At 61.2% G+C, this 17,852-nt stretch carries 17 protein-coding genes; 6 read left to right on the top strand and 11 right to left on the bottom strand.

Going from position 1 to position 17,852, the window contains the following annotated elements; translation table 11 throughout:
• Nucleotides 1-12: 12 nt before the first annotated feature.
• The 4 genes from glpD to ACQKPZ_RS03525 form a co-directional block, all read right to left on the bottom strand.
• Nucleotides 13-1,551, bottom strand: a complete 1,539-nt coding sequence (glpD, locus tag ACQKPZ_RS03510) for a glycerol-3-phosphate dehydrogenase (RefSeq protein WP_427535559.1) — start codon at nucleotides 1,549-1,551, stop codon at nucleotides 13-15.
• 174 nt (nucleotides 1,552-1,725) lie between these two features.
• Nucleotides 1,726-2,481, bottom strand: a complete 756-nt coding sequence (gene glpR, locus ACQKPZ_RS03515) for a DNA-binding transcriptional repressor GlpR (RefSeq protein ID WP_391137326.1) — start codon at nucleotides 2,479-2,481, stop codon at nucleotides 1,726-1,728.
• Nucleotides 2,482-2,717: 236 nt separating this feature from the next.
• Entirely contained in the window at nucleotides 2,718-4,217 is a 1,500-nt protein-coding gene (gene glpK, locus ACQKPZ_RS03520; protein ID WP_427535560.1) for a glycerol kinase GlpK, read from the bottom strand.
• A gap of 50 nt (nucleotides 4,218-4,267) precedes the next feature.
• On the bottom strand, nucleotides 4,268-5,119 hold the full coding sequence (locus ACQKPZ_RS03525) for an MIP/aquaporin family protein (RefSeq protein ID WP_427535561.1): 852 nt from the start codon (nucleotides 5,117-5,119) through the stop codon (nucleotides 4,268-4,270).
• Nucleotides 5,120-5,422: 303 nt separating this feature from the next.
• On the opposite strand from ACQKPZ_RS03525, the gene ybaK reads away from it, so the two are divergent.
• A complete protein-coding gene (gene ybaK / locus ACQKPZ_RS03530) occupies nucleotides 5,423-5,893 on the top strand; it encodes a Cys-tRNA(Pro) deacylase (RefSeq protein WP_016488787.1) in 471 nt (156 codons plus the stop codon).
• 120 nt (nucleotides 5,894-6,013) lie between these two features.
• Here the strand turns inward: ybaK and ACQKPZ_RS03535 are convergent, their stop codons facing one another.
• Both ACQKPZ_RS03535 and argF read right to left on the bottom strand, forming a co-directional pair.
• On the bottom strand, nucleotides 6,014-7,123 hold the full coding sequence (locus ACQKPZ_RS03535) for an ABC transporter ATP-binding protein (protein WP_427535562.1): 1,110 nt from the start codon (nucleotides 7,121-7,123) through the stop codon (nucleotides 6,014-6,016).
• A complete protein-coding gene (gene argF / locus ACQKPZ_RS03540) occupies nucleotides 7,120-8,040 on the bottom strand; it encodes an ornithine carbamoyltransferase (RefSeq protein WP_105945840.1) in 921 nt (306 codons plus the stop codon). Before argF ends, ACQKPZ_RS03535 begins: the two co-directional genes overlap by 4 nt.
• 374 nt (nucleotides 8,041-8,414) lie before the next feature.
• Here argF and ACQKPZ_RS03545 point away from each other — a divergent pair, with 374 nt between their 5' ends.
• A complete protein-coding gene (locus tag ACQKPZ_RS03545; RefSeq protein ID WP_427535564.1) occupies nucleotides 8,415-10,520 on the top strand; it encodes a molybdopterin oxidoreductase family protein in 2,106 nt (701 codons plus the stop codon).
• Nucleotides 10,521-10,611: 91 nt separating this feature from the next.
• Entirely contained in the window at nucleotides 10,612-10,947 is a 336-nt protein-coding gene (gene grxD / locus ACQKPZ_RS03550; protein WP_056802131.1) for a Grx4 family monothiol glutaredoxin, read from the top strand.
• Between the two features lie 57 nt (nucleotides 10,948-11,004).
• On the opposite strand, the gene bfr is transcribed toward grxD, so the two are convergent.
• Together bfr and ACQKPZ_RS03560 are read right to left on the bottom strand one after the other, a co-directional pair.
• Nucleotides 11,005-11,478, bottom strand: a complete 474-nt coding sequence (bfr, locus tag ACQKPZ_RS03555) for a bacterioferritin (RefSeq protein ID WP_427535565.1) — start codon at nucleotides 11,476-11,478, stop codon at nucleotides 11,005-11,007.
• Between the two features lie 201 nt (nucleotides 11,479-11,679).
• Entirely contained in the window at nucleotides 11,680-11,898 is a 219-nt protein-coding gene (locus ACQKPZ_RS03560; protein ID WP_045185737.1) for a bacterioferritin-associated ferredoxin, read from the bottom strand.
• 224 nt (nucleotides 11,899-12,122) lie between these two features.
• Between ACQKPZ_RS03560 and ACQKPZ_RS03565 the strand changes: the two genes are divergently transcribed.
• Nucleotides 12,123-12,725 carry a peroxiredoxin gene (locus ACQKPZ_RS03565; RefSeq protein WP_264360545.1) on the top strand — a complete coding sequence of 201 codons (603 nt, stop codon included), beginning with the start codon at nucleotides 12,123-12,125 and terminating at the stop codon, nucleotides 12,723-12,725.
• 158 nt (nucleotides 12,726-12,883) lie between these two features.
• Here the strand turns inward: ACQKPZ_RS03565 and rnt are convergent, their stop codons facing one another.
• Nucleotides 12,884-13,531, bottom strand: a complete 648-nt coding sequence (rnt, locus tag ACQKPZ_RS03570) for a ribonuclease T (RefSeq protein WP_391138263.1) — start codon at nucleotides 13,529-13,531, stop codon at nucleotides 12,884-12,886.
• 23 nt (nucleotides 13,532-13,554) lie between these two features.
• Nucleotides 13,555-14,601, bottom strand: a complete 1,047-nt coding sequence (gene pyrC / locus ACQKPZ_RS03575) for a dihydroorotase (protein WP_391138259.1) — start codon at nucleotides 14,599-14,601, stop codon at nucleotides 13,555-13,557.
• 130 nt (nucleotides 14,602-14,731) lie between these two features.
• On the opposite strand from pyrC, the gene ACQKPZ_RS03580 reads away from it, so the two are divergent.
• A complete protein-coding gene (locus ACQKPZ_RS03580; RefSeq protein WP_427535566.1) occupies nucleotides 14,732-15,670 on the top strand; it encodes a flagellar protein MotY in 939 nt (312 codons plus the stop codon).
• A gap of 283 nt (nucleotides 15,671-15,953) precedes the next feature.
• Nucleotides 15,954-17,171: an argininosuccinate synthase gene (locus ACQKPZ_RS03585; protein ID WP_391138253.1), complete on the top strand. Its 1,218-nt coding sequence runs from the start codon at nucleotides 15,954-15,956 to the stop codon at nucleotides 17,169-17,171.
• 71 nt (nucleotides 17,172-17,242) lie between these two features.
• Here the strand turns inward: ACQKPZ_RS03585 and ACQKPZ_RS03590 are convergent, their stop codons facing one another.
• The gene (locus ACQKPZ_RS03590) at nucleotides 17,243-17,710 is read right to left on the bottom strand and encodes a hypothetical protein (RefSeq protein WP_427535567.1); all 468 of its coding nucleotides are present in this window, start codon (nucleotides 17,708-17,710) and stop codon (nucleotides 17,243-17,245) included.
• Between the last annotated feature and the right edge of the window lie 142 nt (nucleotides 17,711-17,852).

Here is a 17,852-nt window from a genome sequence, read left to right on the forward strand (position 1 = left end):
GTGCGGGGGTAGTCAGGCAGCGCGGCTGTCTGCGCGCGCCTTGCTGGCGCGTTGCAGGTAGCCCAGCAGTACCTGTTGCTCCTGTGCGGTCAGCGACAAGCCGAGTTTGCTGCGACGCCACAGAATGTCATCGGGGTGTTCGGCCCATTCTTCCTGAATGAGGTAATCGACCTCCCGGGCGAAGAGGCCGGCGCCAATCGCCTGGCCCAGGTCTTCGGGGCCGTGGACACCGTCCAGCAGGCGCCACACACGGCTGCCGTAGGCCAGTACCCAGCGTTTGGCGATATCTGCCGGGAGCCAGCCACAGCGTGCCTGCACCGCATCGGTCAATGCCTGCACGGTGGTCATGTTCTCGCCACCCGGCAGGGGCGCCGTGGCCGTCCAGCTGTCGCGCATCTGCGGGAAGAATGGCTTGAGTTCCGCCATCGCCGACTCGGCCAGCTTGCGGTAGGTGGTCAGCTTGCCACCGAACACAGACAGCAACGGCGCCTGGCTGTCGCTAGCGGACAGCGCCAGGGTGTAGTCACGGGTAACGGCGGACGGGTTGTCCGACTCATCGTTACACAGGGGGCGAACACCGGAGTACGTGTGCAGGATGTCGCTGCGGCTGAGAGGTTGGTTGAAGTGCGCGTTGACTACGTTCAGCAGGTAGTCGGTTTCCTGATCGGTGATTGCAACCTTGGCCGGGTCGCCGCTGTATTCCCGATCGGTAGTGCCGATCAGGGTAAAACGCTCCAGGTAGGGGATGCAGAAGACGATTCGCTGGTCCTCGTTCTGCAGGATATAGGCGTGTTCGCCTTCATACAGGCGCGGCACGATCAGGTGGCTACCCTGGATCAGGCGGATGCCATACGGTGCGTCGAGCTTGAGGTCGTCCTTGATGAAACTGGCAACCCAAGGGCCGGCAGCATTGACCAGGGCGCGGGCCTGAATGGTCTGTAAGGTGCCATCGGCATGTTGCAGTTCGACTCGCCACAGGCCGTCGATACGCTCGGCGCGCAGGCAGCGGGTGCGGGTGTGGAGGTGCGCGCCATGTTCACGGGCAGCCATGGCGTTGAGTACCACCAGGCGGGCGTCGTCGACGGCGCAGTCAGCGTACTCGAAACCACGGGTGATCGAAGGTTTCAGCGGATACCCCGGGCCAAAGCGCAGGCTGCGCGAGGCACCCAGGCGCTTGCGCTTGCCCAGATGGTCGTACAGGAACAGGCCGGCGCGAATCATCCAGGCCGGGCGCAGGTGTGGGCGGTGTGGCAGCACGAAGCGCATTGGTTTAACGATGTGCGGGGCCTTGGCCAACAACACTTCGCGCTCGGCCAGTGCCTCGCGGACCAAGCGGAACTCGTAATGCTCCAGGTAACGCAGGCCACCGTGGATCAGCTTGCTGCTGGCCGAAGAGGTGTGCTGGGCCAGATCGTCCTTTTCGCAAAGGAAAACCTTCAGGCCACGACCCGCGGCGTCGGCAGCGATGCCCACGCCATTGATGCCACCGCCAATCACGGCGAGGTCATAGCAGTCGGCGAGTGGTGGCTGGGACGAAACGGGCTGGGACACGGGCAAGGCCTCCTGAGGCTGGCAGCATCGAATATGAACATCGATGTTCGTTTGCGAAAATACTAGCGCAACAGAAGGCCGGTCGCCAGTCAGTCTTTATAGAAAAAACTGATCAGATGACAATAAAGTGAACATTATCGAAAATCACGGGCCGCCAGACGGCCCGTTTGCTGCTCAAACCACGTCGAGGCGTATCTTGTACTGGTTGAGCAACTGGGTGAGGGTGGGGGTGGGCGCCTGGTCGGTCACCAGGCAGTCGACCAGGCTGATGGAGCCCAGGCGCACCATGGCATTGCGCCCGAATTTGCTGGAGTCGGCAGCGAGGATCACTTGCCGGGCATTGGCGATGATCGCCTGGGATACCCGCACCTCCTGATAGTCGAAGTCGAGCAGGCTGCCGTCCTCGTCAATACCGCTAATCCCCACCAGGGCGAAATCGACCTTGAACTGGTTGATGAAGTCGACGCTGGCCTGGCCCACCACACCACCGTCGCGGCGCACCGTGCCACCCGCCACCAGCACTTCGAAATCGTCCTTGGCGGCCAGGATTGCAGCCACGTGCAAATTGTTGGTGATGACCTTCAGGTGGTTGTGGTTAAGCAGTGCACGGGCGATGGATTCAGTGGTGGTGCCGATGTTGATGAACACCGAGGCATGATCGGGAATCTGTCGGGCCACGGCTTCGGCGATGCGTTGCTTTTCGTCGCGCATCTGGTCGGCACGCATCGCGTAGGCAGTGTTTTCGATGCTCGAATCGTAAGCCGCGCCGCCGTGGTAACGGCGTAGCAGATTGAGCTCGGCAAGCTGGTTGATGTCACGACGGATGGTTTGCGGTGTCACGACGAACAGCTGCGCCATTTCTTCGATACTGACATAACCGCGCTCGCGCACCAGTTCGAGGATTTGTTGTTGGCGGGGGGGCAGATTCATGGGCGGTCCTTTGGGGCTGCCGGACAAATTCTGCAATGATGCCGTAGGAAGAGGATGACGGCCAGTGGACCATGGTGCATTCGCGCAGGGTTGTTGTGGGAGCGGCCTTGCGTCGCGAAAGGGCTGCAAAGCAGCCCCAGCAACATTTGTCATGACGCGAAAATCCCGGGGCCGCTTTGCGGCCCTTTCGCGACGCAAGGCCGCTCCCACAGGTACCGCCCGTCGTCATGCAGGCTTTACGCCTCGTGATCTTCCCAGTCACGGGTACGTTCGACGGCCTTCTTCCAGCCGGCATACAGCTTCTCTTTTTGCGTTTCATCCAGTTGTGGGCTGAACTCGCGCTCGATGATTGCCTTGTCCCGCAGTTCGTCCAGCCCGCTCCAGAAGCCACAAGCCAGGCCGGCCAGGTAAGCGGCGCCCAGGGCTGTGGTCTCGCGCATTTTCGGGCGCTCGACGCAGGTACCCAGGATGTCGGCCTGGAATTGCATGAGGAAGTTGTTGGCCACCGCGCCACCGTCCACGCGCAGCTCGGACAGGCGCTGGCCACAGTCCTGCTGCATGGCATCGAGCACGTCGCGGGTCTGGTAGGCGATCGACTCCAGCGCGGCGCGGATGATGTGGTCCACTTTCACGCCACGGGTGAGGCCGAACAGCGCACCGCGGGCATACGGGTCCCAGTATGGCGCCCCCAGGCCGGTGAAGGCGGGTACCAGGTATACGCCATTGCTGTCCTTGACCTTGCTGGCAAAGTATTCGGTATCCAGCGCGTCGTTGACGATCTTCAGCTCGTCGCGCAGCCACTGTACGGTGGAACCACCGTTGAACACCGCACCTTCCAGTGCATAGGCCACTTCGCCGCGTGGGCCGCAAGCGATGGTGGTGAGCAGGCCGTGGGACGACTTCACCGCTTGGGCGCCAGTGTTCATCAGCAGGAAGCAACCGGTGCCATAGGTGTTCTTGGCCTGGCCCGGCTCCACGCACATCTGGCCGAACAGCGCCGATTGCTGGTCACCTGCGATACCGGCGATGGCAATGCCGCTCTTGGTGTGGCCGTAAACCTCGGAGGAAGGGCGAACCTCGGGCAGCATCTGCCGCGGGATACCCAGGATTTCCAGCAGCTTGTCGTCCCACTGCAGGTTATGGATGTTGAACATCAGCGTGCGCGAGGCGTTGGTGTAGTCGGTGACGTGCACCTTGCCGCCGGAAAACTTCCAGATCAGCCAGGTATCGATGGTGCCGAACAGCAGTTCGCCGCGCTCGGCGCGTTCACGGGCACCTTCGACGTTGTCGAGGATCCACTTCAGCTTGGTGCCGGAGAAGTACGGGTCGGTGACCAGGCCGGTGGTTTCGCGAATGTAGTCCTCATGGCCGTCACGCTTGAGCTGGGCACAGATTTCGGTACTGCGGCGGCACTGCCAGACGACGGCGTTGTACACCGGGCGGCCGGTTTCCTTGTCCCACACCACGGTGGTTTCACGCTGGTTGGTGATACCGATTGCGGCAACCTGGGCGTGGCTGATGCCAGCCTGGGCCAAGGCCTCGACCATGGTCGCGCTCTGTGTGGCGAAGATTTCCATCGGGTCGTGTTCAACCCAGCCCGCCTGCGGGTAGTGCTGGGCGAACTCGCGCTGGGAGGTACCCACCACATTGGCATCGCGGTCGAAAATGATGGCCCGCGAACTGGTGGTGCCCTGGTCCAGGGCGATGATGTAGTTCTTATCCTGGGTGTCTGTCATGGTCGTAGGCCTTGCAAAAATAGGGGTCAGGGCTGGGCGTGATGCCGGCATCAATTGACTTGAGTATCGCCCTGGCGGTTGTCATTTGTCTCAGGGTTCGCGGTAGGCGCCATCGGCAGGTTGCGGGCAATCAGGCCGCGATAGGTCGCGGCGCCCAGGCAAGCGCCAAGGATCGGTGCCAGTACCGGAACCAGGAAATAAGGAATGTCTCGCCCGCCAGTGAAGGCGATTTCGCCCCAACCGGCCAGGAAGGTCATGAGTTTTGGCCCGAAATCGCGGGCAGGGTTCATGGCAAAGCCGGTCAGCGGGCCCATGGCGCTGCCGATCACGGCGATCAGCAGGCCGATCAGCAGGGGTGCCATGGCGCCGCGGGGCAAGCCGTTGTTGTCGTCGGTCAGGGCCATGATCACCGCCATCAGGATGGCAGTGATCACCACTTCAACCAGAAACGCCTGGCCGGTGGACAGTGAAGGGTGTGGGTAGGTGGAGAACACCGAGGCCAGTTCCAGGCTGGCTTCGCTACCGCGCAACATGGCGTGGGCCTGTTCGAAATCGAAGAACAGGCTGCTGTACAAGGTGTACACGAGGGCAGCGCCACAGAACGCACCGCATACCTGGGCCAGCATGTAGAAAGGCAGCTTGCGTTTGTCAAAACCGGCGAACAGGGTGAGGGCGATGCTGACGGCCGGGTTCAGGTGTGCACCGGAAATGCCGGCAGTGAGGTAGATGGCCATGCTTACGCCGACGCCCCAGATGATGCTGATTTCCCACAGGCCGAAGCTGGCGCCAGCGACCTTGAGCGCGGCAACACAGCCGGTACCGAAGAAGATCAGCAGTGCGGTGCCGAGGAACTCGGCCAGGCATTGGCTGGACAGCGTGGGTTGGCGTAGAGCAGTCGTCATGTATGACCTCGTTTTTTTTGTTGTGAGGCGCGTGGCGCTCGACAGCAAAGCCCGGTGCCGATCCCCATTGACCCCGGGCAGATACAGGAAACGCACCTTAAAAGTGCGCCATTTGTTCAGAAGCGAAAAAATATAGACAAGAAACGCTGATGTCAAAGGTCGAAAGTGAACGACCAGTCACGAAATGGCCGCTAAAATCGGCTGCGGATCCCCGTACTAGACGTGCGCGATTGCGGTGCGCTGGCTGCACTGTGGGAATTGTCCTAAAGTAGCCGCCGAGCCGTCCCAGACCGGAGCCCTTGCATGACCCCCGCCCTAGACCTGTTGAAGAAGCACCGTGCCGAGCACCGCGTGCACAGTTACGAGCATGACCCGAAATCGGCCTCCTACGGCCTGGAGGCGGCGGAAAAGCTGGGGCTTGATCCGCAGCAGGTGTTCAAGACCTTGCTGGCAAGCAGTGAGAAGGGCGAGCTGCTGGTGGCGGTTGTGCCGGTGGTCGGTACGCTGGACCTCAAGGCCCTGGCCCATGCTGCCGGGGTAAAGAAATGCGAGATGGCGGACCCTGCGGCAGCGCAACGGGCCACGGGTTATCTGGTCGGCGGGATCAGCCCTTTGGGGCAGAAGAAACGTCTGCGCACGTTCATCGACGATTCAGCGCAGAACTTTGCAACCATCCATGTCAGTGCTGGACGGCGTGGGCTGGAGGTGGAGTTGGCGGCAGCGGTGCTGGCCGAGCATACCCAGGGCAAGTTTGCCGGGATTGGCCGGGGCTGAGATTTTTGGGGCTGCCCTGCAGCCCTTCGCGACACAAGGCCGCTCCTACAGGAATCTCGTACCCCTGTAGGAGCGGCCTTGTGTCGCGATGGGCCGCAACGCGGCCCCATGGATGCTGGGTCAGGTCGCCGAACTGTACCGCCGTACGCCATTCTCCTGCCGCGGCAACTGCGCCGCCACACTGCCCGGCACCGGGAACAGCACCAGGTGATCGGCCTTCACCGCAATCCCCACATCGCCACCCACCTGATGGTCCACATGGCTGGGGAAAATCGCTTCCAGCTGGCTGCCAGTTGGCAACTGCAGGCGGTACAAGGTCGATGCCCCAAGGAAACTCTTGCCAACGATGGCCGCCCGCAGCGCGCTGTCTGGCGCATAGACGATATCGTCGGGGCGCAGCAGCACATCCACCGAGCTGCCCGGCGCCATGGTGTAGGCGCGGTTGCCGCGCAGTTCACCCAGTTCGGTATTGACCGCTTCGTGGCTGCTCATCTGTCCACGGATGAAGTAGCCCTGGCCAACGAAGCTGGCCACGAACGGCGTCTGCGGCTCGTGGTAAAGATTGTAGGGCGTATCCCACTGCTCCAGCCGGCCCTCCTTGAACACGCCTACCTGGTCGCTGACGGCAAAGGCTTCTTCCTGGTCATGGGTCACCAGGATGGCGCTGGTGCCGCGGCTCTTGAGAATGTCGCGAACCTCATGGCTCAGGCGCCGGCGCAGCTCGACGTCGAGGTTGGAAAACGGTTCGTCGAGCAGCAGCAGCTGGGGTTCAGGCGCCAGCGCACGGGCCAGTGCGACCCGTTGCTGCTGGCCGCCAGAAAGCTCATGGGGATAACGCCCGCCCAGGCCGCCCAGCTTGACCAGCTCGAGCATCTCTTCGATGACCTCGGCCTGTCGCGGGTGCTTGGCGATGCCAAAGGCAATGTTCTGCGCCACGGTCAGGTGCGGGAACAGCGCGTAGTCCTGGAACACCATGCCGATGCGGCGCTTTTCCGGGGCCAGGGTGAAGCCAGCGCGGGAAATGACGTCCCCAGCCAGCTGGATCTCACCTTCGTGTACCGGTTCGAAGCCGGCAATCGCGCGCAGGGTAGTGGTTTTGCCACAACCGGATGAACCCAGCAGGCAACCGATGTCGCCTGCGTTCAGGTGCAGGTTGAGGTTCTGGACGATACGCTGGTCGCCATAGCCACAGGCGAGGTTGCGCAGGTTGAGCAGTAGGGGTTGACTCATGCGTGGTGGTAAGCCGGTTCTACAAGGAATTCGAGAAGCGCCTTCTGTGCATGCAGGCGGTTTTCAGCCTCGTCCCAGGCGACCGAACGTGGGTCGTCGAGCAGGTCCTGGCTGATTTCCTCGCCACGGTGGGCGGGCAGGCAGTGCATGAAGAGGACATCGGGTGCCGCCAGGTCGAGCAGTTCGCGGGTGACCTGGTAAGGCGCGAAATGCGCCAGGCGCCGTGCAGTTTCCTCCTCTTGGCCCATCGAAGTCCAGACATCGGTGACAACCAGGTGTGCGCCGCGCACGGCTTCCTTGGCATCACGGATGATCTGCACGCGGTCGCCGCCCAGGGCCATGAAGCGTTCATCCGGCTCGTAGCCTTCCGGGCAGGCGATGCGCAGCTGGAAATCGAACTGCCGGGCGGCCTCGATGTAAGAGTTGCACATGTTGAAGCCATCGCCGATCCAGGTCACGGTCTTGCCCTGGATCGAGCCGCGGTGTTCAAGGAACGTCTGCATGTCGGCCAGCAGCTGGCATGGGTGCGACTCGTCGGACAGGCCGTTGATCACCGGCACGCGCGATTTGGCGGCGAATTCGGTCAGCGTGCTGTGGGCGTGGGTACGGATCATCACCACGTCGAGCATGCTCGACAGCACGATGGCGCTGTCACCAATCGGCTCGCCACGGCCCAGTTGCGTGTCGCGTGGCGACAGGAAGATGGCCTGGCCACCGAGCTGGATCATGCCGGCCTCGAACGATACGCGGGTGCGGGTCGAGGATTTCTCGAAGATCATGCCCAACACGCGGTTCTTCAGGGGCTCGAACAGCACGCCTCGCTTGCGCAGGTCCTTCAGCTCGATGCCGCGGCGGATCACCCCGAGCAATTCGTCGGTGGTGAAGTCCAGCAGGGAGAGAAAGTGCCTAGCGCTCATGATTGACTACCTTATCTGCAACGGTATGCAGGTCGACCGTATGGTTTTTTTTGACAACGGGAGTGACCTGCGGCGTAAGCCGCACGGGGCGGACGAAATAGGGAAAGGCGCAATACTATAAGTAAATGTCGCCTGAAGCCAAGGGGGGAAACAGCGGCCTATTCGAAAGGATGTTGCAAAGGGTGTCTCTACCCGCTGGCCGGTGCTGTTTTTTATTTACTACACAGGGTTGTACACGGCTTGCTGGCAATTTGGCAAATGGCTGTCGCAAATCGTGCGCCTGATGTCGGTGGATTCACGCGGCGAAGCGCGCTGGCCGGCAGAGGGGGCCGGGCGCATAGTCACAGTTCGACAACAACAAGGCAGAGGCGGCCATGACCAAGACCCTGCACCACCGTGCCTGTCACCTGTGCGAAGCGATCTGCGGGCTGAACATTGAAGTCAGCCATGAGGAAGACGGGCGGGCGCTTGTCAGTTCGATCAAAGGCGACCCCCAGGACCCATTCAGCCGTGGCCACGTCTGCCCCAAGGCGGTGGCCTTGCAGGACATCCAGAGCGACCCCGACCGCTTGCGTCAGCCGCACAAGCGGGTGGGTGAGCGCTGGGAAGCCATTGGCTGGGATGAGGCCTTTGCCTTGGCCGCCGACAAGTTGTGGGCGATCCAGCAGGCGCACGGGCGCAATGCCGTGGCGGTGTACCAGGGCAACCCGAGCGTGCATAACTATGGCTTGATGACCCACAGCAACTACTTCCTCGGCCTGCTCAAGACACGCAATCGTTTTTCGGCCACCTCGGTGGACCAGTTGCCACAACATTTGGTCAGCCACCTGATGTATGGCCATGGCCTGCTGCTGCCGATCCCGGACATCGACCATACCGACTTCATGCTGATTCTCGGTGGCAACCCGCTGGCTTCCAACGGCAGCATCATGACCGTGCCAGATGTGGAAAAGCGCCTGAAGGCCCTGCGTGGGCGGGGCGGGCGCCTGGTAGTCGTAGACCCCCGGCGCAGCGAAACGGCGGCGATTGCCGATACACACCTGTTTATCCGCCCGGGTGGGGATGCGGCCCTGTTGTGCGGCCTGCTCAATACCCTGTTCGAAGAGGGCCTGGGGCAGGGCTCGCATTTATCGGTGAATGGCCTGCAGCAGGTGCGCGAAGCACTGGCGCCGTTCAGCGCCGAGGCCATGAGTGCGCACTGCGGTATTGCCGCGACGGATATCCGCCAGCTGGCACGTGATTTCGCTGCCGCTGGAAAAGCCGTGTGCTACGGCCGCATGGGTGTCTCCACCCAGGCCTTCGGTACGCTCTGCCACTGGCTGATGCAACTGATCAACCTGGTGACCGGCAACCTCGATCGTGAAGGCGGCGCGTTGTGCACGGAGCCTGCTGTCGACCTGGTCGCCACCACCTCTGGCGGCCACTTCAACGCCTGGAGTCGGGTATCGGGCTTGCCCGAGTACGGTGGCGAACTGCCCGTAGCGGCCCTGGCCGAAGAGGTGCTGACACCTGGCGAAGGACAGGTGCGTGCCCTGGTGACAGTGGCCGGCAACCCCGTGCTGTCCACGCCTAACGGTCGCCAACTGGACGCGGCGCTGGAGGGGCTTGAATTCATGCTCAGCATCGACCTCTACATCAACGAAACCACCCGCCATGCCGACCTGATCCTGCCCTCCACCTCAGCGCTGGAAAATGATCACTACGACAGCACCTTCAACCTGTTGGCCGTGCGCAACGTCACCCGCTTCAATCGGGCGATCCTGGCCAAGCCGGAAGGCGCGCTGCACGATTGGGAAATCTTCGTCGGCCTGGCGCAGGCCTTTGCCAGGCGAGCCGAGCTGGAGTTGAAACCGACCTGGGCCCCGGCGCAGATGATCGACATGGCCTTGCGCAAGGGGCCATACGGCGAGGCAACGCCTTGGCAGCTCTCGCTGGCAACGCTGGCCAATCACCCGCACGGGCTTGATCTCGGCCCTTTGCGCAGCAACCTCGCTGCGCGCCTGGCAACTGCCAGCAAGGCTGTGGAAGCGGCGCCCCAAGTGTTGCTGGACGACTTGCAGCGCCTGGCGCAACAGGCGCCCCCGACAGCCGGCGAACTGTTGCTGATTGGCCGCCGACATGTGCGCAGCAACAACTCGTGGATGCACAATTTCCATCGCCTGGTGAAAGGCAAGCCGCGTCATCAGTTATTGATGCACCCGCAAGACTTGCAGCAGCGGCACTTGCAGGACGGCCAGCGGGTGCGTATCCGTTCGCGTACGGGTGATCTGGAAATCGAGGTGCAGGCCTGCGAAGACATGATGCCGGGGGTCGTCAGCCTGCCCCATGGCTTCGGTCATGGCCGCGAGGGCGTGCACATGCAGATCGCCCAGGCACAACCGGGCGTGAGCGCCAATGACCTGACCGACGAGCGCTTTCGGGATGCGGTTTCCGGCAACGCTGCACTCAATGGCGTGCCTGTGCAGGTAGAGGCCGCATGAGCGATGGTAAGGCCGAGCACGCTGCTCGGCTTTCCGTTACAATGCGCCACCGTGCCGACGACCGCGTCGGAAAGTTCAGCCGAGGTGCTACATGGATATCATCGAAACGATCAAAGAGCAGATTGCCAACAACACCATTCTGCTTTACATGAAAGGCTCGCCGAATGCCCCGCAGTGCGGGTTCTCGGCCAAGGCATCGCAAGCTGTGATGGGTTGTGGCGAGAAGTTCGCCTACGTCGACATCCTGCAGAACCCGGAAATCCGTGCCAACCTGCCAAAATACGCCAACTGGCCGACCTTCCCGCAGCTGTGGGTAGCCGGTGAGTTGGTAGGCGGCAGCGACATCATGCTGGAAATGTTCGAGAAGGGTGAGCTGCAAACCCTGATCAAGGAAGCGGCTGCCAAGGCCAAGGCTTCCGAAGCCTGATATTCCGGCAAGCATAAAAAAACCCGCGGATCGCGGGTTTTTTTATGCGGTGAAGAATTACTCTTCGCCCATCTGCGACTGCAGGTAATTCTCGATAGTGATCTTGTCGATCAGCCCCAGTTGGGTTTCCAGCCAGTCGATGTGCTCTTCCTCGGACTCGAGAACATCTTCAAGCATGTCACGCGAGCCGAAGTCGCCAGCCGTTTCGCAATGCGCAATGGCTGCCTTGAGGTCTACCAGGGCTTTCTTCTCGAGCTTCAGGTCACACTCGAGCATTTCCTTGGTGTGCTCGCCGATCATCAGCTTGCCCAGGTCCTGAACGTTCGGGATGCCTTCGAGGAAGAGAATACGCTTGATCAGTTTGTCAGCGTCCTTCATCGCGTGGATGGATTCCTTGTACTCGAGCTTGCCGAGTTTGTTCAGGCCCCAATCTTCGTACATGCGTGCGTGCAGGAAGTACTGGTTGATCGCGACCAGCTCGTTTCCGAGGATCTTGTTGAGATGCTGGATGACGCTTACGTCGCCTTTCATTGCGGGTTCCTGCCCTGTAGAAGTGTGCCAATACAGTGAAGTTTGAGCCCGATACTTAGGAGTGTCAAACCTAAGTTGTTGAATAATAAGTGAAAATTAATAGGAATAAGAATGTTTGTGAACCGCGTTGCGGGGCTAACTTATTGAATTTAAGGCATAAAAAAACCGGACACAGGGTCCGGTTCTTTGAATTCTGGGTTTTCAGGCTGCGGTAAATTCTACGGGGTAGGGCAAGGCTGCCTGGCTGACCTGAAGCTCTGTGAGGGTCTCGCGGACCACCTGCTTGGCCAGGCAGGCACATTTGCCACACTGGCTGGCGACGTTCGTCGCGGCTCGCACTTCCTTGTAACTGCAGCATCCTTCATAGATCGCATCGCGGATCTGTCCGTCGGTGACGCCGACACAAAGACACACATACATAAGGGCTGACCATCGCTGGTTGAGTCGATGGGTTGGAGCTTAATGTTAATGAGAATGCTTGTCAAAATACTTTCTGGAAGGGCCGTGTTTGAGCGACCGGCGGTTGCTTTGCCGAGGGATTCGGCCTGTCATCAGAAGCCGTGTATGATGGTCGGCCTTTGTTGGATGTCGGGCAAGCCCGTCTGGCCCGGCAAACGGTTTTTCACCCTCATCAGGAGATTACAATGAGCGTACTCGTTGGTAAGAAAGCCCCCGATTTCACCGTTCCGGCTGTGCTGGGCAATGGCGAGATCGTCGACAGCTTCAACCTGGCTTCGGCCATCAAGGGCAAGTACGGCCTGGTGTTCTTCTACCCGCTGGACTTCACCTTCGTCTGCCCGTCCGAGCTGATCGCCCTGGACAACCGCATCCCTGACTTCCAGGCCCGCAACGTTGAAGTGATCGGCGTGTCGATCGACTCGCACTTCACCCACAACGCCTGGCGGAACACCCCGGTCAACAACGGCGGCATCGGTCAGGTGAAGTACACCCTGGCTGCCGACATCACCCACGAAATCTGCAAAGCCTACGACGTCGAGTCCGAAGGCGGCGTAGCCTTCCGTGGCGCCTTCCTGATCGACACCAACGGTGTTGTCCGTTCGCAGATCGTCAACGACCTGCCACTGGGCCGCAACATGGACGAGCTGCTGCGCCTGGTTGACGCCCTGCAGTTCCACGAAGAGCACGGCGAAGTTTGCCCTGCCAACTGGAAAAAAGGCGACAAAGGCATGAACGCTTCGCCAGAAGGCGTTGCTGCCTACCTGAGCGAGAACGCCGGCAAGCTGTAATTGCCGCTCGCATGAAAAAACCGGCCTTCATGGCCGGTTTTTTTATGCCGTGCTGTGCCGGCCTCTTCGCGGGTCCGCCCGCTCCCACAGGTTCTCTGCATGCCTGACGGCACAGGTGAACTTGTGGGAGCGGGCATGCCCGCGAATACTTTTGCAGATCAATCGTTGAAATCGCGCCAGCCGCCCATCTCTTTCCAGCGGTTGACGATGCCGCAGAACAGCTCGGCCGTCTTCTCGGTGTCATAACGTGCCGAATGCGCCTCACGCCCGTCGAAGTCGATGTCGGCGCTTTGGCAGGCCCGTGCCAGCACGGTCTGGCCATACGCCAGGCCCGCGAGGGTAGCGGTGTCGAAGCTGGAGAACGGGTGGAACGGGTTGCGCTTCAGGTCGTTGCGCGCCACCGCCGCATTGAGGAAGCCCAGGTCGAAGCTGCTGTTGTGACCAACCAGGATCGCCCGCTTGCAGCCGTTGGCCTTGAGCGCCTTGCGTACGCCGCGGAAGATATCTGTCAGCGCGCTTTCCTCGCTGACAGCCATGCGCAGTGGGTGGTCAAGCTTGATCCCGGTGAACTCCAGCGCCGCTTGCTCGATATTGGCGCCTTCGAACGGTTCTACCCGGTGGAAGTAGGTGTGCTCGGGGAACAGGAAACCTTTCTCGTCCATGCCGATAGTGACTGCGGCAATTTCCAGCAGGGCATCGGTGGCGCTGTTGAAACCGCCCGTCTCCACGTCCACCACTACCGGCAGGTAGCCGCGAAAGCGCTCGGCCATCGGGTGGCGCGGGCCGCCGCTGCCTTGGCTGTCCATGTCGTCTTCGTAAAGGTCTTCGCTCACGCGTTGTCCTCCAGCAGGCGCCAGCGCAGTTTTTCACCCGCGCGCAACGGGATTACGGTCTGCTCGCCAAACGGCAGGCTGTCCGGGGCGGTCCATTCTTCACGCACCAGGGTAATGGTGTCGGTGTTCGCCGGCAGGCCGTAGAAGGCTGGGCCGTGCAGGCTGGCAAAGCCTTCCAGCTTGTCCAGCGCGTTACGCTGCTCGAACGCTTCGGCGTACATTTCGATGGCCGCGTAGGCGGTATAGCAACCGGCGCATCCGCAAGCCGCTTCCTTGGCGTGACGGGCGTGCGGCGCCGAGTCGGTGCCGAGGAAGAACTTCGGGTTGCCACTGGTGGCCGCGTCCAGCAGCGCCACCTGGTGGGTGTTGCGCTTGAGGATCGGCAGGCAGTAGAAGTGCGGGCGAATACCGCCAACCAGCATGTGGTTGCGGTTGTACAGCAGGTGCTGCGCGGTGATGGTTGCCCCCACGTTGGCCGAGGCCTCGGTGACGAACTGCGCGGCATCGCTGGTGGTGATGTGCTCAAACACCACTTTCAGCGTGGGGAAGCGTTCGACCACACGGCGCATGTGCTCGTCGATGAAACGCTTTTCGCGGTCGAAAACGTCGATCTCGCTGCGGGTCACTTCGCCATGCACCAGCAGCGGCATGCCGACTTCTGCCAGCGCCTCGATGGCCGGGAAGATGTTGTCGATGCTGGTTACGCCTGAGTCGGAGTTCGTGGTGGCGCCTGCCGGGTACAGTTTGGCGGCGTACACGATACCGCTGGCCTTGGCCGCGCGGATGTCTTCAGGGCTGGTGCGGTCGGTGAGGTACAGCACCATCAGCGGCTCGAAGCGGCTGCCGGCAGGGCGGGCGGCCAGGATGCGCTCACGGTAGGCGCCGGCCTCGGCGGCATTGCGCACTGGCGGAACCAGGTTAGGCATGATGATGGCACGGGCGAAAGTGCGCGCCACGTCGCCAACGGTGTGGGGCAGGACGGCACCATCGCGCAGATGGATGTGCCAGTCGTCGGGGCGCAGGAGGGTCAGGCGATCGGACATTGGGGATTCCAGGCGGGTCGAACTCAAGCCCCAATGCTACCGGAAAACCCTTGGGCGAGCACGGCTATCAAGTTTTCCGGCCAGCGTCCGATAGCCTGCAGGTAAGCCGTCAGAATTTGTGGAGCCGCCCGTGCGCCAGCGTTACCTAGCCCTGTTGACCCTGTTCGCCAGCCTGCCGGCCGGCGCACTGACTTTCCAGACGCGCATGGAGAACATTGCCTGGAAGGTCGAGGGTGACCAGTTCGAGTGCCGACTGATCCAGCCGATCGAAGGTTTCGGCAGTGGAGAGTTCGTGCGCCGGGCGGGTGAGCAGCCGGTGTTCCAGTTGCGTTCGGATAGCAACGTACTGGGTGCAGGCACCGCCAGCCTGCTGGCGGCGGCCGCGCCGTGGCAACCTGGGCGCGGCGACATCAACCTTGGCACTGTGCGCATGGCCCGTACGGGTGTGCTGTTCAGCTCATCCCAAGGGCAGGCCAGCCGCCTGATCAACGGCCTGCTCGACGGGCGCAGCACCGTGGTGCGCAATTATACCGGTGAAGCGGGCAGAGCGATGGAGGTGCGCGTGTTGCCGGTCAGCTTTGCCAAGGCCTACAGCGACTATCAGGTGTGTGCTGGCAAGCTCCTGGCGATGAACTACGACCAGGTACGCCAGACACAGGTGGGCTTCCCGGGGGGCGGCATTGATCTGGATGACGCCGCCAAGGCGCGGTTGGACCTGATCCTCGATTACATGAAAGCCGACCCGACCGTTAACCACATCGAACTCGACGGCCACTCCGACAACAGTGGCAACCGCCTGACCAACCGTGACCTGTCGCGTCGTCGTGCATTGGCGGTTGCGGATTACTTCAAGGCCCATGGCTTGAAGGAAGAGCAGATCATCGTGCGCTTCCATGGTGAGCAGTACCCGGTGGCAAAAAACAACAGTCCTGCCAACCGGGCGCGCAACCGCCGGGTGAGCATCGAGCTGGATCGGGTGGCGGTGGTTGAGAAGCCGGTGGAGAAACCGGTTGAGAAACCTGCCGAAAAAGCCCCTGAGCCAACGGCCTCTGCGCCAGCGGCCAAGTAAACCGCGCTTTTCCTGGGCACAAGAGCTTGCTCGATCTCCAGCGTTTGCGCGGTCTCTGTGGGAGCGGGTTCACCCGCGAACACCGGCTCAGCCGGTGCCATGCACCGCGTTGCCTTCTTCGCGGGTAAACCCGCTCCCACAGGTTCGGCGTCCTGCTCAGTGGCGCCGTCGCCCTTCCGACACTTCCTGTCGCTTTGTCGTCAGAAGCTGTCGCCCCACTGTAAATTTGTCCGCAAGGCCGTTAGAATCGATCCCTTTCCGTACAACCCCGTGGAGTGATGGCATGGCGGACGTAAAAAAGGTCGTACTGGCGTATTCCGGCGGCCTTGATACTTCGGTGATTCTCAAGTGGCTGCAGGATACCTATAACTGCGAAGTGGTGACCTTCACCGCTGACCTCGGTCAGGGCGAAGAGGTCGAGCCGGCCCGTGCCAAGGCCCAGGCAATGGGCGTTAAAGAGATCTACATCGACGACCTGCGCGAAGAGTTCGTGCGTGATTTCGTGTTCCCGATGTTCCGCGCCAACACCGTCTACGAAGGCGAGTACCTGCTGGGTACTTCCATCGCCCGCCCGCTGATTGCCAAGCGCCTGATCGAAATCGCCAACGAAACCGGCGCTGACGCCATTTCCCATGGTGCTACCGGCAAAGGCAACGACCAGGTTCGTTTCGAACTGGGTGCCTACGCCCTGAAACCAGGCGTCAAGGTCATCGCCCCATGGCGTGAGTGGGACCTGCTGTCCCGCGAGAAACTGATGGATTACGCCGAAAAGCACGGTATCCCGATCGAGCGTCACGGCAAGAAGAAGTCGCCGTACTCGATGGACGCCAACCTGCTGCACATCTCCTACGAAGGCGGTGTCCTGGAAGATACCTGGACCGAGCACGAAGAAGACATGTGGAAATGGAGCGTCTCCCCAGAGAACGCCCCGGACCAGGCTACCTACATCGAACTGACCTACCGTAACGGTGACATCGTTGCCATCGATGGCGTCGAGAAGTCCCCGGCCACCGTCCTGGCCGACCTGAACCGCATCGGTGGTGCCAACGGCATCGGCCGCCTGGACATCGTCGAGAACCGTTATGTCGGCATGAAGTCGCGTGGCTGCTACGAGACCCCGGGCGGTACCATCATGCTCAAGGCTCACCGTGCCATCGAGTCGATCACCCTGGACCGTGAAGTCGCTCACCTGAAAGATGAGCTGATGCCGAAGTACGCCAGCCTGATCTACACCGGCTACTGGTGGAGCCCGGAGCGTCTGATGCTGCAGCAGATGATCGACGCTTCGCAGGTCAACGTGAATGGCGTGGTACGCCTGAAGCTGTACAAGGGCAATGTCACCGTGGTCGGCCGTAAGTCGGACGACTCGCTGTTCGACGCCAACATCGCGACCTTCGAAGAAGATGGCGGCGCCTACAACCAGGCCGACGCTGCCGGCTTCATCAAGCTGAATGCACTGCGCATGCGCATCGCGGCCAACAAGGGCCGTTCCATGCTCTGATAGCTGGCGCTTGCTTTAAAAACCCCGGCTCAGGCCGGGGTTTTTTTATGCCTGAAGAAACGCCAGGGTAATCAGGGGTGGTCGCCTGCAAGATCATCTTCGAGCGTGCTGATCGACAGCTGTGCACATTGGTGTCTGTTCAGATTGCAAAAGCGCCAGGTACGCGCTGGCACGGCGGGTTGGGCAAGTGCAGACAAAAGTTGCTGCTCCATCATGCGGCTGGCGTCGGGGCCGGAAAAAATGAATGTCATGGGCTCGCCTTTAACCGCCTCACGGGTATCACTTGGGGCAGCAGTCATACGCTGGGTGTTGTCGTTTGTCACGCTGCTTACTGGTGGGCTGTAGAACGACTTGTAGTTGAAGTTGAGCGTGAGAAAGAACAGCGCCGTGAGGAAGAACGGGAAACCCACCAGAAACCAGGTGTAGAGCTTTTGGCTGGCCTCGCTGAGAAACGGCAATGTGGCAAGGGCGGAGGCTTCGATAATTCCCGCGAAGATGGCAATGATCGTCAGCGGGGCGACAGGTTGTGCTTGAGTCATATGGGCCGTCTCCAGCGGTTTTGCCCATCTTTACCTTACCGTTGCACTCAACTAAAGACTGGACTGGTTTCCCGGGGAGGAATAATCGCCAGATGTTTTGATCGCCTTGAGTTTTCATCTTGTTTGAATTGGATTTTTCTAC

This window comes from Pseudomonas sp. NPDC089547, assembly GCF_050280665.1.
Classification (GTDB): Bacteria; Pseudomonadota; Gammaproteobacteria; order Pseudomonadales; family Pseudomonadaceae; genus Aquipseudomonas.

What these genes read in the sequence shown, in the direction of transcription:
- ybaK (WP_016488787.1), top strand. Translation starts at nt 5,423, where the DNA reads ATGACCCCCGCCCTAGACCTGTTGAAGAAGCACCGTGCCGAGCACCGC.
- ACQKPZ_RS03545 (WP_427535564.1), top strand. Translation starts at nt 8,415, where the DNA reads ATGACCAAGACCCTGCACCACCGTGCCTGTCACCTGTGCGAAGCGATC.
- ACQKPZ_RS03590 (WP_427535567.1), bottom strand. Translation starts at nt 17,710, where the DNA reads ATGACTCAAGCACAACCTGTCGCCCCGCTGACGATCATTGCCATCTTC.
- pyrC (WP_391138259.1), bottom strand. Translation starts at nt 14,601, where the DNA reads ATGTCCGATCGCCTGACCCTCCTGCGCCCCGACGACTGGCACATCCAT.
- ACQKPZ_RS03585 (WP_391138253.1), top strand. Translation starts at nt 15,954, where the DNA reads ATGGCGGACGTAAAAAAGGTCGTACTGGCGTATTCCGGCGGCCTTGAT.
- ACQKPZ_RS03560 (WP_045185737.1), bottom strand. Translation starts at nt 11,898, where the DNA reads ATGTATGTGTGTCTTTGTGTCGGCGTCACCGACGGACAGATCCGCGAT.
- ACQKPZ_RS03535 (WP_427535562.1), bottom strand. Translation starts at nt 7,123, where the DNA reads ATGAGTCAACCCCTACTGCTCAACCTGCGCAACCTCGCCTGTGGCTAT.
- grxD (WP_056802131.1), top strand. Translation starts at nt 10,612, where the DNA reads ATGGATATCATCGAAACGATCAAAGAGCAGATTGCCAACAACACCATT.
- glpR (WP_391137326.1), bottom strand. Translation starts at nt 2,481, where the DNA reads ATGAATCTGCCCCCCCGCCAACAACAAATCCTCGAACTGGTGCGCGAG.
- argF (WP_105945840.1), bottom strand. Translation starts at nt 8,040, where the DNA reads ATGAGCGCTAGGCACTTTCTCTCCCTGCTGGACTTCACCACCGACGAA.
- ACQKPZ_RS03525 (WP_427535561.1), bottom strand. Translation starts at nt 5,119, where the DNA reads ATGACGACTGCTCTACGCCAACCCACGCTGTCCAGCCAATGCCTGGCC.
- ACQKPZ_RS03565 (WP_264360545.1), top strand. Translation starts at nt 12,123, where the DNA reads ATGAGCGTACTCGTTGGTAAGAAAGCCCCCGATTTCACCGTTCCGGCT.
- glpK (WP_427535560.1), bottom strand. Translation starts at nt 4,217, where the DNA reads ATGACAGACACCCAGGATAAGAACTACATCATCGCCCTGGACCAGGGC.
- bfr (WP_427535565.1), bottom strand. Translation starts at nt 11,478, where the DNA reads ATGAAAGGCGACGTAAGCGTCATCCAGCATCTCAACAAGATCCTCGGA.
- rnt (WP_391138263.1), bottom strand. Translation starts at nt 13,531, where the DNA reads ATGGACAGCCAAGGCAGCGGCGGCCCGCGCCACCCGATGGCCGAGCGC.